Genomic DNA, 13,494 nt, shown 5'->3' on the forward strand with positions numbered 1-13,494 from the left:
GCTGTGAGCGAAATTACTGTACCGGCTATGGGCGAATCAATCACTGAAGGAACAATTTTTAAATGGCATGTTAAAGAAGGGGATCAGGTTCAGGTAGGCGACGTGCTGCTGGAGCTGGAGACGGATAAGGTAAACCTTGAAATCAGCGCAGAAGACCAGGGCGTCATCGAGCAAATCCTCCGCCAGGAGGGTGACAATGTGACAATCGGCGAGGTCATTGGCCGCATTTCAGCGCAAAGCAATGACGCTGCGGCGCCGTCCAAGCCTGCCGAAACCCAGGCTGCGCCTGAGGGTGCAGTGACGAAGGAAGCGGTAGAGAAGCCGGTTCAGCCGGCTGCTGCTGCTGAGCCTGCAGACAATAGCGGTTTGACCGCTTCTCCTTCAGCCCGCAAGCTTGCGAGAGAGCGCGGCATTGATCTGAACCAGGTTCAGGGACGCGATCCGAACGGCCGGATTTACCATGAGGATGTCAAGAACCACAATGAGTCCAGCAGCAAGCCGTCTGCATCTGCACCTAAACAGGAAAGCAGCCCGGCTGCAGCTGCTCCAGCAGCTTCAGAGTTTGGCGGCAAGCCGGTCGAGCGCAAGCGGATGTCCCGCCGCCGTCAGACGATTGCGAATCGTCTGGTGCAGGCACAGCAGACCGCAGCAATGCTGACAACCTTTAACGAAGTGGATATGACTGCGATCATGGACGTCCGCAAGCGCCGGAAGGATGCTTTCAAGGATAAGCATGACGTGAACCTGGGCTTTATGTCCTTCTTCACAAAAGCAGTGGTTGGCGCCTTGAAGCGTTACCCTCTGCTGAATGCTGAAATTGATGGGGATGACATCGTAGAGAAGAAGTTCTATGATATCGGCATTGCCGTATCTGCCAAGGAAGGCCTTGTAGTTCCGGTTGTTCGCGACGCGGATCGGATGGGCTTCGCTGCCATCGAGAAGGAAATTGTGAATCTCGCGAATAAAGCGCGCAGCAACACCCTGTCCTTGTCCGAGCTTCAGGGAGGCACCTTTACCATCACGAATGGCGGCGTGTTCGGCTCTCTGCTGTCCACTCCAATCCTGAATGCTCCACAGGTCGGTATTCTGGGCATGCATAAAATCCAGCTTCGTCCGGTAGCCATTGATGCCGAGCGTTCCGAGAACCGCCCAATGATGTATATCGCTCTTTCCTACGATCACCGGATCGTAGATGGAGCAGAAGCGGTAGGCTTCCTCGTAACGGTGAAAGAGCTACTGGAGGATCCGGAATCTTTGCTTCTGGAAGGCTAAGATTTGAACTCATAAATATTCAATTTTTAAATACAGCCTAAATAAAGACCGTCCATGGCCATCCACTCCCTTTCTGTAACAAATCAGGGGAGTGGATAGCGGGACGGTCTTCTCTTTAAGATTACATAGCTCACGCCCCGAGAAATGTTCTCGGGGCGTGACAGGAACTTTATTCGTTGGTTGGGGAACTGGAGGTGTTCTCTTCGCTGCGCGGATTCCAGTTTTCTGCCTGCGGCTCGATGTCACTTCCGTTCTTCACTTTGTTGCGCTGCTCCTGGGAGTCGGTTTCCGTGCTTTGTTCATTTCTGACTTCTTCTCCAGATGGCTGATTCATGGAAAATTCCTCCTTCAAGGGTTATGATAACGTATGTCTGTACAGTCAGGTCAGTTTGATCCGATTCGATCCGAACCTAAAGTGTCCAGCCTGTATAGATGTACATACCCTGTCTGATCTCGCGGCAAACAGCAGCTGCATTGATTTTGAACAACGATGAAGTGTAACATAACATGAGAACAAGGAACGCGGTGAAGCCATAGCTTACGCGAAAGCTGAAAGGAGAACTTAACGATGATGAGAAATACAAGCAATGAAGGCAAGGTATTGGTGTTTACAGGTGCTTATGCTGAAAGCCATGAGACGGGAATATGCGTGTATGCGTTTCATCCTGAAAGCGGGGATTTAGAGCTGTTGGATCAGCAAGCAGGCCTCAAGAATCCTACCTTTTTAAATGTAGATCCGAAGCGAAGACTGCTGTATGCCATTGGTGAGACGGAGCAGGATGGACAGAAGCGCGGCGAAGTGGTGACCTTTGCCATTGATGTCGAAGCAGGAACATTGAAGCTGCTATCGCGCAGCAATTTCAGCGGCAGCTCCACCTGCCACATCCAACGAGATGAGAAGGGTCAATACCTGCTGCTTTCCAGCTATCATGGAGGCTTTGTCGATCTGGTATCTCTGGATGAGAACGGGATTCCATCACAGCTATTGGAGGAATATAGTCACACCGCTTTTCAAGCGACAGAGAATGACAAGCCTAAAGCTCACTCTGTCTTCTTCAGCCCGGACGAGCAGTACATTATGGCTCAGGATTTAGGGCTAGACAAAATCATGGTATCTCAGATTGATGCAGAGGCTGGTAAGCTGAGCAATCGTCATGTGGTTGATCTGAAGCAGGGAGCCGGTCCGCGTCATTTGGCATTTCATCCTGACGGGCAATATGCATACGTCATTAATGAGCTGAATTCTACAATCACAGCGTTCAGCTACAAGGCAGCAACCGGTGAGCTGACAGAACAGCAGACCGTTTCTACATTGCCTGCAGGGTTTGAAGGAGAGAATGGGTGTGCAGAAATTGCGGTGTCGAAGGATGGTCGCACCCTGTACGGCTCAAACCGCGGACATGACAGCCTGGCCGTTTATAGAATACACCCTGAAAACGGCAAGCTGGAGCTTCTTCAGCATATTTCTACGGAGGGTGGCCACCCGCGCCATTTCTGTATGCTGCCAGGTGAGAGCTTCTTGACCGTGGCGAATCGGGACGGCAATAACCTGGTTATGTACGAGGTGAATCAGGAGGATGGCACGCTTACCTATACTGGAAAGACTGTTGCTCAATCCAAGCCTGTATGTGTGAAGCCTGCGGTCTTTGAATGATCAGGACCATCAGAGCGATAGAGATTCTGAAATTGAAATGGTTTATGACCTAAATTATTAATTTTGATGGTCATTATTACAATTATTGTAAGATGACAGATTCAGAGAGCAAGCCCTTAGGGTATGTAATAACATGCTGTTGAAGTGTTATGACTATCTAAGGAGGGTGTTGTACTCATGTCGTCAGAGAAACGTTTGGAAGGTAAGGTTGCCGTCATCACCGGCGCTGGCTCAGGAATCGGACGTGCAGCTGCCCTTCTCATGGCCAAGCATGGGGCTAAGGTATTGTTAATCGACATTAATTCAGATTCCGTAAAAGAGGTCAGAGAGAAGATCGTCTCTGAGGGTGGTGAAGCTCTGAGCGGAAATTGTGATATTTCGAAGCCGGAGTCGCTGGTGGAATGCTATAAGCAGGCCATTGAACAGTGGGGCGGCATTGATATTGTGTTCGCCAATGCAGGGATTAACGGAACCAAGAGCCCGATCGAATCATTGGAGCTGGATGAATGGGATCAGACCATTAACACGAACCTGCGGGGCACCTTTGCCACCGTTAAATATGCGATTCCTCATCTGAAAGATCAAGGCGGCAGCATCATTATTACGAGCTCCATCAACGGAAACCGGACCTTCACGAGCTTTGGCATGTCTGCCTATAGTACGACGAAGGCCGGGCAGGTTGCTTTTATGAAGATGGCTGCGCTGGAGCTGGCTCAATTCAAGATTCGGGTTAACGCGATCTGTCCGGGTGCGATCTCCACCAACATTGACGAATCGATGGAAGAGAAGCCCGAGGTTGAAGAGGTTCGAATTCCGATTGAGTATCATCAGCCGTTGGCGGAAGGTCCTGGTCAGCCGGAGCAGGTTGCGAAGCTGGTTCTGTTCCTGGCCTCCGATGACGCCTCCCATATTACCGGTACAGAAGTCTACATTGACGGAGCAGAATCGCTGCTTCACTAATGCTCTCTACACAAGCCTCCTCTTGCAGGAGGCTTTACCATTTCTAGATTTGACATTAAAAATCCCCCTACCTATAATGGGGGTGGTGATGTTATGGGAATTGTCATTGTAGAAATCTGTGATAGTAATCTGATGAGTGCTCTGGAGCTGGAACGGCTGGAAGAGCTGTACCCCGAAATCGCCGTCATGCGTGCAGACTGTATGAATCTGTGTGGACTATGCAAGCTCCGTCCTTATGCATTGGTCAATGGCAAAAGAGTCATTGGTGCAACCACGGAGGAATGTGTAGAGAACATCAAGCGTGCGATTGAGGGAGAGCTAGCCCTCTATCTGGAGCCATAAAAGAACAGGGATGTCGACCCGATCCGGGCTGACATCCCTGTTTTGAATGTATGTCCAGTGAATGAACCAGATTAGCCTGCGGCTACGGTTTCCTCACAGGAAGTACTGCAGAAGCCATGATGCTGCTCTTCGCAGGCTTCACAGCAAATATGCTGCAGATGGCAGGCATCGTTGGCACAGTTGATAAAGGTATCAGCAGGCTTGCCGCAGTGATGGCACTTGCCGACCACAACATCCTCATCCGTGTTATTAATGCGTACTGAAATTCGCTCGTCAAATACATAGCATTTACCGTCAAACAGCTTGCCCTGGACCTCGGGGTCTTTGCCGTACGTTACAATGCCACCCTCCAGCTGAGCAACATCCTGGAAGCCCTCCTTCATCATGAAGCCCGTCAGCTTCTCGCAGCGGATGCCGCCGGTGCAATACGTAAGAATCGTCTTGTCTTTGAATTGCCCCATATTCTCGCGGATCCATTCCGGGAATTCACGGAAAGAGTCTACATCAGGCCGGATTGCGTTACGGAAATGACCCAGGTCATATTCGTAATCAGTGCGACCATCGAGTACGATAACATCCTCGCGCTGCAAAGTCTCGTAGAACTCCTTCGGGGACAGACGTTTACCGCTAATCACGTTAGGATCCAGCTCTTCATCGACACGGAAGGTAACGAGCTCTTCCCGGTGACGAACGAAAATTTTGCGGAAGGCGTGCTCCTCGGCAGGATCAACCTTGAATACCATATCGGCAAACAGCGGGTTTGCCTTCATATGGCGCATATAAGCTTCGGTCTGCTCTACAGTTCCTGAGATTGTTCCGTTAATGCCTTCTGACGCGATCAGAATCCGGCCCTTGACGCCCAGCTCCTTGCAGTACTGAAGATGCTCATCTTTAAAGGACTCCGGATCCGGAATCGTTACAAACTTATAATACAGCAAAATCTGATACGGAGGCTGATGGCTTTGAGATTGTTCGTTATTCATCTATATCACCTGTTCTATGGTAGATTTCCTTCTTCTTGGCTTCGGTCTGACAGGCATGAAACATGCTCATAAAATTGTAGTGAAAATCCTGGTCTTAGTCAACTTTAATGTATAGAAACTTTGGGAGGGGCTGCCTTTAAATCCCGCGGCCCAGCTTAGAAGCCGAAGTTACCCCCGTTTGAAAATCACATTGACGGAATCGGCGTTAAACCTTTAAAATGACTTAATAAACCGTTGTTCAAAACTTTTTTACGCGCCAATGCTTTGATTGATAAAAGCGTCTCAGCGGTGTCGCTTTTTGTCTTTCATGAAACAGAATTATGTAGAAGAGAGAGGGGTTCATTCACAATGAAAAAGAACAAGTTATGGTTATCTTTAAGCTTATCGGCTCTGCTGCTGACTGCAGTAGGCTGCGGTGACAAGCCGGATACAAGCAGCGGGTCCACTGGTGAAGGCTCAAATGAGCAATCTTACAGCATCGCAATTTCCCAGTATGTAGAGCATCCGTCACTGGATGCAACCAGAGAAGGAATTCTGGCGGCGCTGAAAGACAATGGCATCACCGAAGACGATAACCTGAAGGTCGATATGAACAATGCGCAGGCGGACCCGACGAATAATCTGTCCATTGGTCAGAAGCTGAAGAATACTGACGCTGATCTTGTGCTTGCGATCGCTACACAATCTGCAATTGTCGTAAAAGAGAATGTTACCGACAAGCCGGTCCTGTTCGCAGCAGTTACTGATCCCGTGGATGCGAAGCTGGTTTCCGATCTGAAGCAGCCGGGCGGCAATGTTTCGGGCGCATCGGACACGAACCCGGAAGCAACAAAGCAGCTGATGACCTTTATCCATGATCATTTTCCAGAAATCAAAACGGTCGGCTTGATCATTAATGAGGGCGAGGCTAACGCGGTAGTCATGTCCAAGACTGCGGAGGAAGCCCTTTCGGAACTCGGCATGACCCTGATCAAGGCCCCGGTAACGAACACCTCGGAGGTGAAGCAGGCAGCCGAGTCGCTCGTAGGGAAGGCAGACGCCTTCTTCATTACACTGGATAACAATGTCGTCAGCGGTGTGGATACAATCATCCAAACTGCGAAGGAGAACCAGATTCCGTTCTTTTCCAGTGACCGCGATACCGTTGAGAAGGGCGCCATTGCTACGGTAGGCTTCAAATATTTTGACCACGGCTACCAAGTGGGATTAATGGCCGTTGAGGTGCTGAAAAATGGCAAGCAGCCGGCAGAGATGGAGGTTACCTTCCCGGATAAGCTGGACTTGATCCTGAACGTCAAGGCAGCAGCGGACTACGGAATTACGATTTCGGATGACATGAAGCAGGAAGTGAAGGATCCGGAGAATAACATTATTGAGTAAATAGTGAGGCGCGGGAGCTGAAACTGCCCGCGCCTTCCTTAATCCTGAAGGAGGTTTCCACATTTGTTTGACTTCATCTTTGATTTTATAAGCAACCTGGATGGTCCGATTGAATTGGGATTGCTGTATGCGCTTATGGCACTTGGCGTGTATATTACGTTCCGCATTCTTGACTTTCCGGACCTGACGGTAGACGGGAGCTTCACGACAGGCGCGGCCATCGCGGCGGTGATGATTACTCACGGTGTGAATCCCTGGATTTCGACGCTCGCGGCATTCGGCGGCGGCATGCTCGCCGGTGTCTGCACAGGGCTGCTTCATACGAAGGGTAAGATTAATGGACTGCTGTCCGGTATTATTATGATGATTGCCCTGTACTCCATTAATATGCGTATTCTGGGCAAGCCGCTGATTTCTTTAAGCGGCAGTGACGACATCTTTTCCACATGGGATCCGCTTTGGCTGATGCTGATCATTGTCGTCGCGGGCAAGCTTTTGCTGGATGTTTTTTTTCGGACGGATCTGGGCCTTGCGCTTCGCGCGACCGGGGACAATGCCCGGATGATCCGCAGCTTCGGCGTTAACACTGACATGACCAAGATTCTGGGCCTAAGCCTCTCCAATGGTCTGGTGGCGCTGTCGGGCGCGGTGGTTGCGCAGCAGTCAAGCTTTGCTGATATTTCGTCCGGCATTGGCATGATCGTGATCGGACTCGCCTCCGTCATCATCGGTGAAGCCATCCTGGGGACGGGATCGATCTTTCGCACTACGCTGGCGGTTGTGGTCGGCTCTGTGATTTACCGAATTGTGGTCGCTCTGGCCTATGAAATTGACTGGCTGGAATCGTCCGATCTGAAGCTGATCACCGCTTTGATCGTTATTATCGCGCTGGTAGTTCCAACCGTTCGCCGATCAATGAGGCAGCGCTCAATGGCGCGCAGGCGATCAGAAGAAATTCTGTCGGGTTCCGGCAATGGAGGTGCTTGATTGTGCTGAAGATGAATCATGTATCCAAGCTGTTTAATCCCGGCACTGTTGATGAAAAGGTGGCTCTGATGGACATCCGCCTGGACATGAAGCCTGGCGATTTTGTAACGGTCATTGGCAGTAATGGGGCGGGTAAATCAACGCTCATGAATATCATCTCGGGCGTGATGAAGCCGGATGCCGGTGAAGTAAGCATCGACGGACATTCAATCTCCCATCTTCCCGAGCACCGCCGAAGCCGCTGGATCGGCCGGGTGTTTCAGGATCCGATGGCGGGAACGGCGCCCAATATGACCATTGAGGAGAATCTGGCGATGGCCTACCGCCGCGGAGCCTCCCGGGGCTTCAGCGTTGGCGTTACCTCTTCTCGGCGAGCCATGTTCAAGCAGGAGCTGGAACGGCTTGGCATCGGGCTGGAGCATCGCTTGCGGGCCCGTGTCGGACTCTTGTCCGGCGGCGAGCGTCAGGCGCTCAGCCTGCTGATGGCTACCTTTACCAGACCTCAGATTCTGCTGCTGGATGAGCATACAGCGGCGCTGGATCCTGCGAGAGCCGAGCTGATCACAAAGCTGACGAATGAAATTGTGCGAGATATGAACCTCACAACATTAATGGTGACGCACAACATGGAGCAGGCCATTCGTCTCGGAAACCGTCTGATCATGATGAACAAAGGAGAAATCATTCTGGATGTGGATGAAGAACGGAAGAAGGGATTAACGGTAGAGCAGCTCCTCGGCGAATTCGAGAATATTAGCGGCCACAAGCTCGCTGATGACCGCATCATGCTGGGAACCCAATAAGCACGCTCTAATCGTGGCCGGACTGGATCGTTTGGTCGGCACCTGGGAAGTCCCGAGGATCGTTTTCGTGCAGCTCCCGGTTCTCATAATCAAAACGGTTCGGCGGCCGCTGCTCCTCACGCCAAGGCGTACTTTTACCCATGGAAGCCTCAAGTGAAGATCCATAAGGACCATCTGGAAACTCTTCAGCCACCGTATCATTGCGCTGGGATTCCACAGTAGAAAGATCGACATCGTAATGGGAGGATGTGTCTGGAATCTTTTTCATCATGTACCTCCTGTATTAAGCAGAGTTGTAGAAAGTATAGCCGGTATCCGGCATATTATTCAGAGGCTCTGCAGCAATCTGCTATGAGCTATTGAAACCGCTCCTTGTCTTTGAGGGTCCCAAACGACACTGCCCTCATATTGACAGGGGCGGTTTTTGGCGCTTTACCGACGATCTATGGTGTCCGGAGTAAAACATCTTCTTTTGGTTTAATGTATTAGGTAAAAAGTAGCGAAGGAGATGGAGATCAGAGATGAAGGACTGCATCATTGTTGGTGGCGGAATCGCAGGCCTCCAGGCTGCAATTCAGTTAGGGAGATATGTGGATTATGACGTTTTGGTCATTGATCAGGGACAGGGCCGTTCGACGCTCTGTAAGAAATATAACAATATATTGGGCTGGACTGAGGGGATTTCCGGTGAAGAGCTGCGCCGGCGGGGACGTCAGCAGGCGAAATCCTTCGGGGTAGCGTTCGCGGAGGACTCTATTGAATCCGCTCAATCTACGTCAGACGGCTTTATCTTGAAGGGAGCGCAGGGTTCACGGTATGAAGCCAGAACGCTGCTGCTAGCGACCGGCTTGAGTGACCGTATTCCGGAAATCGAGGGCCTGTATCCAACGCTGGGAGAGAGTGTCTATGTGTGTCCAGACTGTGATGGCTACGAGATTCAGGACCGGAGAACGGTTGTGCTGGGCTCCGGCTCATCCGGGGCGGGCATGACACTCTTGCTGCGGGAGCGGACGAAGGACCTGATCTATATCAATCACGAGCAGACTCCGGTAGATCAGGAATTGCTCTCGTCCATGGAAGCTTACGGCATACAATATATGGAGCAGCCTGCTGCAAAAATCCTGCAGGAGCAGGGGAGCCTGAAGGGGGTTCAGCTCCAATCGGGAGAAATGATAGAGGCCGAGCGCGGCTTCGTCTCTTTTGGCGGCAATCAGGTGCATTCCGGACTTGCGAAGCAGCTCGGGGCAGAGCTGGCGCATAACCGCCATGTCATCACAGACCCCCGCACCAAAATGACGACAGCTGAGCATGTATGGGCTGCCGGGGATCTCGCCGTACATTCCGAGCTGGCTACAGCTGCGATGGGAGACGGGGTTATCTCTGCCATATGGATTCACAAAGCGCTGAAGAAGCTCAAAGCCTCTTCGTAAAAGGTACGTTTTCAAGAAAAAAGCCTATAAAACTATTAAATCCGATAAATAACATCGGAAAAGTAAAAAATAGATTGCCATTTTCTTGGATGTGTATTATGATGTTCTAAATTGTAGCCCGCTATAATTGAACTCTACAACTTTATATGAGAGAAACAGGTGCGAAAGAGAGTACTCTTTTGCTTAAAAGGGAAGACCGGTGTAAATCCGGCGCGGTCCCGCCACTGTAACGGAGAAGCAGCCTGGCCATTAAAGTCACTGATCGGCATCCTTGTCGATTGGGAAGACGGCCAGATTGCGATGATCCCGAGAGCCAGGAGACCTGCCTGTTTCGAAAACACTGCAATACCTACGGGAGATAGGGAGGTGTAAGAAGCACGCAGCTTTCATTTCAGGCGGGCATCTTTACCTATGTCTTTAGGTGAGGATGCCCTTTTCTTGTTTTTTTTTACACAAAGCAGTTACATTGGGTTAATATTTGGGGAGGGGAAACTATGACAAACGTACAAAGTGCAAGCTTGGGGTATCCAAGAATCGGAGAGAACCGAGAGTGGAAGAAAGCATTGGAGGCATTCTGGGCCGGAAAGCTGGAGGAGCAGGAGTTTCTGCAAACGATGAAGTCTATTCGCCTGAAGCATCTGAAACTGCAGCAGGAGAAAGGGATTGACTGGATTCCGGTCAATGATTTCTCCATGTACGATCATGTGCTGGATGTGTCGTTTATGTTCGGACTCATTCCACAGCGCTTTGACAGCCTGGGCGATAAGCCGTCCCTGAAGCATTACTTCGCGATGGCTCGGGGCAGCGATAATGCCACAGCCTGTGAAATGACGAAGTGGTTTAATACCAATTATCACTATATTGTGCCGGAACTCGGAGAGAAGCAGCCGGTGCTGGTTCACAACCGTCCGCTGGAGGCGTATCTGGAAGCGAAGCAGGAGCTTGGCATTGAAGGCAGACCGGTGCTTCTCGGGCCTTATACTTTTGTCCAGCTGTCCAAGGGGTATCAGCCGGAGCAGCGTCAGCAGGTTCTGGATGGGATTCTTCCACTGTACGCTCAAGTGCTCGCAGAGCTGCAGGCTGCCGGCGTGCAATGGGTTCAGCTGGATGAGCCGGCCCTGGTGACGACGCTGCCGGAAGAGGATCTGGCCAGCTTGAACCGAATTTATAGCGAGCTGCGCTCGGCTGCTCCACAGCTGAAGCTGATGCTGCAAACGTATTTTGATGCGTTGGAGTATTATCCTGCGGTGACTCAGCTTCCAGTTGACGGCATCGGCCTGGATTTTGTTTATGGCAAAGCAGACAATATCCGCGCGCTGGAGCAGCATGGCTTTCCGCAAGACAAGGTGCTGGGAGCGGGGATCATTGACGGACGGGGTATCTGGAGAGCGGATCTCAATAGCGAGCTGAATCTTCTGGAGACCATTGCCAAGCAGGTGGCTCTGGACCGTGTCTTGATTCAGCCGTCGAGCAGCCTGCTCCACGTGCCAGTGAGCACAAAAGGGGAAAGCAAGCTGGAGCCTGTTCTTCTGGACGCCCTTGCGTTCGCAGAGGAGAAGCTGGACGAAATTAGGATTCTAAAGCAGGCGTTGCAGCAAGGAAGAGAAGCCCTGCAGCAAGAGATTGATATCGCTGAAGCGGCCGTGAAGACCTTGAATCAATCACTGCATCGCCAGAAGACCCATGTGCAGCAGCTTGTCGCGAACCGGCATGAGGAGCCGTCCAGCCGTACTTCGCCGTTTGAGATTCGTTTTGACAAGCAGCAGGAGAAATGGCAGCTCCCCTTGCTTCCAACGACGACCATTGGCAGCTTCCCGCAAACAACGGAGGTTCGTAAAGCGCGTCAAAGCTGGAGAAAGGGTGAATGGTCTCAAGAGCGGTACCAGACGTTCATTCAGGAGGAGATTGCCAAGTGGATCAAGATCCAGGAGGACATCGGGCTCGATGTGCTGGTGCACGGCGAATTTGAGCGTACAGATATGGTTGAGTTTTTCGGAGAGAAGCTGGGCGGGTTTGCCTTTACCTCCGGCGGCTGGGTGCAATCCTATGGCTCGCGCTGCGTGAAGCCTCCGGTCATTTATGGCGATGTGGAATTTCTGAAGCCGATGACGACGGAAGAAACCGTGTATGCTCAATCTCTGACCACGAAGCCCGTCAAAGGCATGCTTACCGGTCCGCTGACCATTCTGAACTGGTCCTTTGTGCGCAACGATATTCCCCGTGAGGAGACGGCATTCCAGATTGCATTTGCACTGCGTCAAGAGGTTGAAGCCTTGGAGCAGGCAGGGATTGAAATGATTCAGGTTGATGAGCCGGCGCTCCGAGAAGGTCTTCCTTTGAAAAAGAGCCGTCACCAGCACTATCTGGAGGAGGCTGTTCTGGCCTTCAAGCTGTCCACCTCCACCGTGAGTGATACGACTCAAATTCATACTCATATGTGCTACTGCGAATTTCACGATATTATTGATTCCATCCGGGCTCTGGATGCGGATGTCATCTCGATTGAAACCTCACGTTCCCATGGCGAGCTGATCTCTCATTTTGAAGAGCATACGTATGATCTCGGGATCGGACTCGGCATGTATGATATTCACAGCCCGCGGGTGCCATCCGTGGAAGAAATGGTATCCATGATGGACCGGGCGTTATCTGTTCTCGACCATAAGCTGTTCTGGATTAATCCAGACTGCGGACTGAAGACGAGAGGACTTGCGGAGACCGTGGCGTCGTTGGAAAATATGGTGAAGGCCGCACAAATCTACCGTAAAAAAAGCGCAGCCGTCCTGAGCTAGTCCAGCTTAAAGCGGTGCAGCTGATCCTCTTGTCCGGCCTGCCGAAGAATCTCTCTCTGCCTGGGTCCGATCAGATCAAAATGCGGATAGGGCATTCTTCGGTGGATATACGCCGGATCCAGGTCATGTGCGAGGCACCACTCTGCAAGCCGGTTCAGGTCACTGCAGCCGACCTTTGTCACCGTAGTGAACTGCGGAAACCTGGGATCATACCAGTAATGGGTCAGGAAGGATATGACTCCGGCTGCGGTCTGCTGCTGCCAAGCTCTTAATTCTTGTCTCGTAATGCCGAAGGCCATGTGTGTATCATCCTTTGCAAGCTGTATATTTCCCCATTATACCAGCATATATATAGAACCGTACAAGTTGCTGGACCTGCTGACGAACCGAGACTAGATAACAGGTCTATGGCAGATAAGGGGGGAACGTCAATGCTGCTGCAAAAGCTGGTGCTGCACGTCAGCCCGGAAAATCACAATGATTTTGAAAGCGCGGTTCGCTCCATGTTTGAGCATATTGCCGGGATGCGCGGCTACATGGGTCATGAGCTGTACAAGTGTGTGGAGAACGAGCATGAATATATGATTATGCTTCGTTTGGGATCTATTCAGAATTATGCTGACGGCCTCCATCGCTCTCAGGAGCTGGGTGATTGGCTGAAGGCCCTGCAGCCTTTTTTCAAAGTGAATCCTGCACAGTCCTGCTACATTGATATTCGTGTCGAAAGCAGAGCTCAGCTGGAGCAATCCTTGCTTCAGGAAGCTCCGCCTCCATCGACATAGCCCATGCTGCACATCAACAGGCTTGTCCTGCGGCTCCTCTTTACAGAGGAGCTTTTTTTCGTGAGAGAAAGGATTGCAGTAACCCCATGGCGAATGAGGGGAGAACGAC

The 13,494-nt window shown here is 51.2% G+C and carries 14 protein-coding genes and 1 riboswitch; of the genes, 10 read left to right on the plus strand and 4 right to left on the minus strand.

Going from position 1 to position 13,494, the window contains the following annotated elements; translation table 11 throughout:
* The first annotated feature begins 3 nt into the window (after positions 1 to 3).
* A complete protein-coding gene (odhB, locus tag JJQ72_RS09525; protein WP_208203492.1) occupies positions 4 to 1,272 on the plus strand; it encodes a 2-oxoglutarate dehydrogenase complex dihydrolipoyllysine-residue succinyltransferase in 1,269 nt (422 codons plus the stop codon).
* 169 nt (positions 1,273 to 1,441) lie between these two features.
* Here the strand turns inward: odhB and JJQ72_RS09530 are convergent, their stop codons facing one another.
* On the minus strand, positions 1,442 to 1,606 hold the full coding sequence (locus JJQ72_RS09530) for a hypothetical protein (protein ID WP_175415281.1): 165 nt from the start codon (positions 1,604 to 1,606) through the stop codon (positions 1,442 to 1,444).
* Positions 1,607 to 1,843: 237 nt separating this feature from the next.
* Between JJQ72_RS09530 and JJQ72_RS09535 the strand changes: the two genes are divergently transcribed.
* From JJQ72_RS09535 to JJQ72_RS09545, 3 genes are all read left to right on the plus strand, one after another.
* A complete protein-coding gene (locus tag JJQ72_RS09535) occupies positions 1,844 to 2,926 on the plus strand; it encodes a lactonase family protein (RefSeq protein WP_208203562.1) in 1,083 nt (360 codons plus the stop codon).
* A gap of 177 nt (positions 2,927 to 3,103) precedes the next feature.
* Positions 3,104 to 3,886 carry an SDR family oxidoreductase gene (locus JJQ72_RS09540; RefSeq protein ID WP_138226006.1) on the plus strand — a complete coding sequence of 261 codons (783 nt, stop codon included), beginning with the start codon at positions 3,104 to 3,106 and terminating at the stop codon, positions 3,884 to 3,886.
* Positions 3,887 to 3,979: 93 nt separating this feature from the next.
* Positions 3,980 to 4,228: a YuzB family protein gene (locus tag JJQ72_RS09545; RefSeq protein WP_138226005.1), complete on the plus strand. Its 249-nt coding sequence runs from the start codon at positions 3,980 to 3,982 to the stop codon at positions 4,226 to 4,228.
* A gap of 71 nt (positions 4,229 to 4,299) precedes the next feature.
* Here the strand turns inward: JJQ72_RS09545 and trhO are convergent, their stop codons facing one another.
* Positions 4,300 to 5,211 carry an oxygen-dependent tRNA uridine(34) hydroxylase TrhO gene (trhO, locus tag JJQ72_RS09550; RefSeq protein WP_208203493.1) on the minus strand — a complete coding sequence of 304 codons (912 nt, stop codon included), beginning with the start codon at positions 5,209 to 5,211 and terminating at the stop codon, positions 4,300 to 4,302.
* Between the two features lie 348 nt (positions 5,212 to 5,559).
* On the opposite strand from trhO, the gene JJQ72_RS09555 reads away from it, so the two are divergent.
* The 3 genes from JJQ72_RS09555 to JJQ72_RS09565 all read left to right on the plus strand — a co-directional run bounded on the left by JJQ72_RS09555 (position 5,560) and on the right by JJQ72_RS09565 (position 8,381).
* Positions 5,560 to 6,591, plus strand: a complete 1,032-nt coding sequence (locus JJQ72_RS09555) for an ABC transporter substrate-binding protein (protein ID WP_208203494.1) — start codon at positions 5,560 to 5,562, stop codon at positions 6,589 to 6,591.
* Between the two features lie 75 nt (positions 6,592 to 6,666).
* Positions 6,667 to 7,578 (plus strand): ABC transporter permease, encoded by a 912-nt coding sequence (locus JJQ72_RS09560; RefSeq protein WP_138227772.1) that lies wholly within the window; start codon positions 6,667 to 6,669, stop codon positions 7,576 to 7,578.
* A 2-nt stretch (positions 7,579 to 7,580) separates the two neighbouring features.
* On the plus strand, positions 7,581 to 8,381 hold the full coding sequence (locus JJQ72_RS09565) for an ABC transporter ATP-binding protein (RefSeq protein WP_138226002.1): 801 nt from the start codon (positions 7,581 to 7,583) through the stop codon (positions 8,379 to 8,381).
* Positions 8,382 to 8,388: 7 nt separating this feature from the next.
* Here the strand turns inward: JJQ72_RS09565 and JJQ72_RS09570 are convergent, their stop codons facing one another.
* Positions 8,389 to 8,649, minus strand: a complete 261-nt coding sequence (locus JJQ72_RS09570) for a hypothetical protein (protein WP_208203563.1) — start codon at positions 8,647 to 8,649, stop codon at positions 8,389 to 8,391.
* A 253-nt stretch (positions 8,650 to 8,902) separates the two neighbouring features.
* On the opposite strand from JJQ72_RS09570, the gene JJQ72_RS09575 reads away from it, so the two are divergent.
* Complete coding sequence (locus JJQ72_RS09575) at positions 8,903 to 9,811, plus strand: NAD(P)/FAD-dependent oxidoreductase (protein WP_208203495.1); 909 nt, start codon at positions 8,903 to 8,905, stop codon at positions 9,809 to 9,811.
* A gap of 140 nt (positions 9,812 to 9,951) precedes the next feature.
* Positions 9,952 to 10,155, plus strand: a riboswitch (cobalamin riboswitch).
* A 150-nt stretch (positions 10,156 to 10,305) separates the two neighbouring features.
* Entirely contained in the window at positions 10,306 to 12,603 is a 2,298-nt protein-coding gene (gene metE / locus JJQ72_RS09580; protein WP_208203496.1) for a 5-methyltetrahydropteroyltriglutamate--homocysteine S-methyltransferase, read from the plus strand.
* Here metE and JJQ72_RS09585 read toward each other — a convergent pair.
* Positions 12,600 to 12,902 carry a hypothetical protein gene (locus JJQ72_RS09585; protein WP_138225999.1) on the minus strand — a complete coding sequence of 101 codons (303 nt, stop codon included), beginning with the start codon at positions 12,900 to 12,902 and terminating at the stop codon, positions 12,600 to 12,602. The two genes, metE and JJQ72_RS09585, sit on opposite strands and share 4 nt — an antisense overlap.
* Before the next feature lie 132 nt (positions 12,903 to 13,034).
* Here JJQ72_RS09585 and JJQ72_RS09590 point away from each other — a divergent pair, with 132 nt between their 5' ends.
* On the plus strand, positions 13,035 to 13,385 hold the full coding sequence (locus JJQ72_RS09590; RefSeq protein ID WP_175415280.1) for an antibiotic biosynthesis monooxygenase family protein: 351 nt from the start codon (positions 13,035 to 13,037) through the stop codon (positions 13,383 to 13,385).
* The last annotated feature ends 109 nt before the right edge of the window (positions 13,386 to 13,494 follow it).

This window comes from Paenibacillus sp. F411 (assembly GCF_017582705.1).
Lineage (GTDB): Bacteria > Bacillota > Bacilli > Paenibacillales > Paenibacillaceae > Paenibacillus_AQ > Paenibacillus_AQ algicola.

What these genes read in the sequence shown, in the direction of transcription:
- JJQ72_RS09530 (WP_175415281.1), bottom strand. Translation starts at nt 1,606, where the DNA reads ATGAATCAGCCATCTGGAGAAGAAGTCAGAAATGAACAAAGCACGGAA.
- JJQ72_RS09535 (WP_208203562.1), top strand. Translation starts at nt 1,844, where the DNA reads ATGAGAAATACAAGCAATGAAGGCAAGGTATTGGTGTTTACAGGTGCT.
- JJQ72_RS09540 (WP_138226006.1), top strand. Translation starts at nt 3,104, where the DNA reads ATGTCGTCAGAGAAACGTTTGGAAGGTAAGGTTGCCGTCATCACCGGC.
- JJQ72_RS09545 (WP_138226005.1), top strand. Translation starts at nt 3,980, where the DNA reads ATGGGAATTGTCATTGTAGAAATCTGTGATAGTAATCTGATGAGTGCT.
- trhO (WP_208203493.1), bottom strand. Translation starts at nt 5,211, where the DNA reads ATGAATAACGAACAATCTCAAAGCCATCAGCCTCCGTATCAGATTTTG.
- JJQ72_RS09555 (WP_208203494.1), top strand. Translation starts at nt 5,560, where the DNA reads ATGAAAAAGAACAAGTTATGGTTATCTTTAAGCTTATCGGCTCTGCTG.
- JJQ72_RS09570 (WP_208203563.1), bottom strand. Translation starts at nt 8,649, where the DNA reads ATGAAAAAGATTCCAGACACATCCTCCCATTACGATGTCGATCTTTCT.
- JJQ72_RS09575 (WP_208203495.1), top strand. Translation starts at nt 8,903, where the DNA reads ATGAAGGACTGCATCATTGTTGGTGGCGGAATCGCAGGCCTCCAGGCT.
- metE (WP_208203496.1), top strand. Translation starts at nt 10,306, where the DNA reads ATGACAAACGTACAAAGTGCAAGCTTGGGGTATCCAAGAATCGGAGAG.
- JJQ72_RS09585 (WP_138225999.1), bottom strand. Translation starts at nt 12,902, where the DNA reads ATGGCCTTCGGCATTACGAGACAAGAATTAAGAGCTTGGCAGCAGCAG.
- JJQ72_RS09590 (WP_175415280.1), top strand. Translation starts at nt 13,035, where the DNA reads ATGCTGCTGCAAAAGCTGGTGCTGCACGTCAGCCCGGAAAATCACAAT.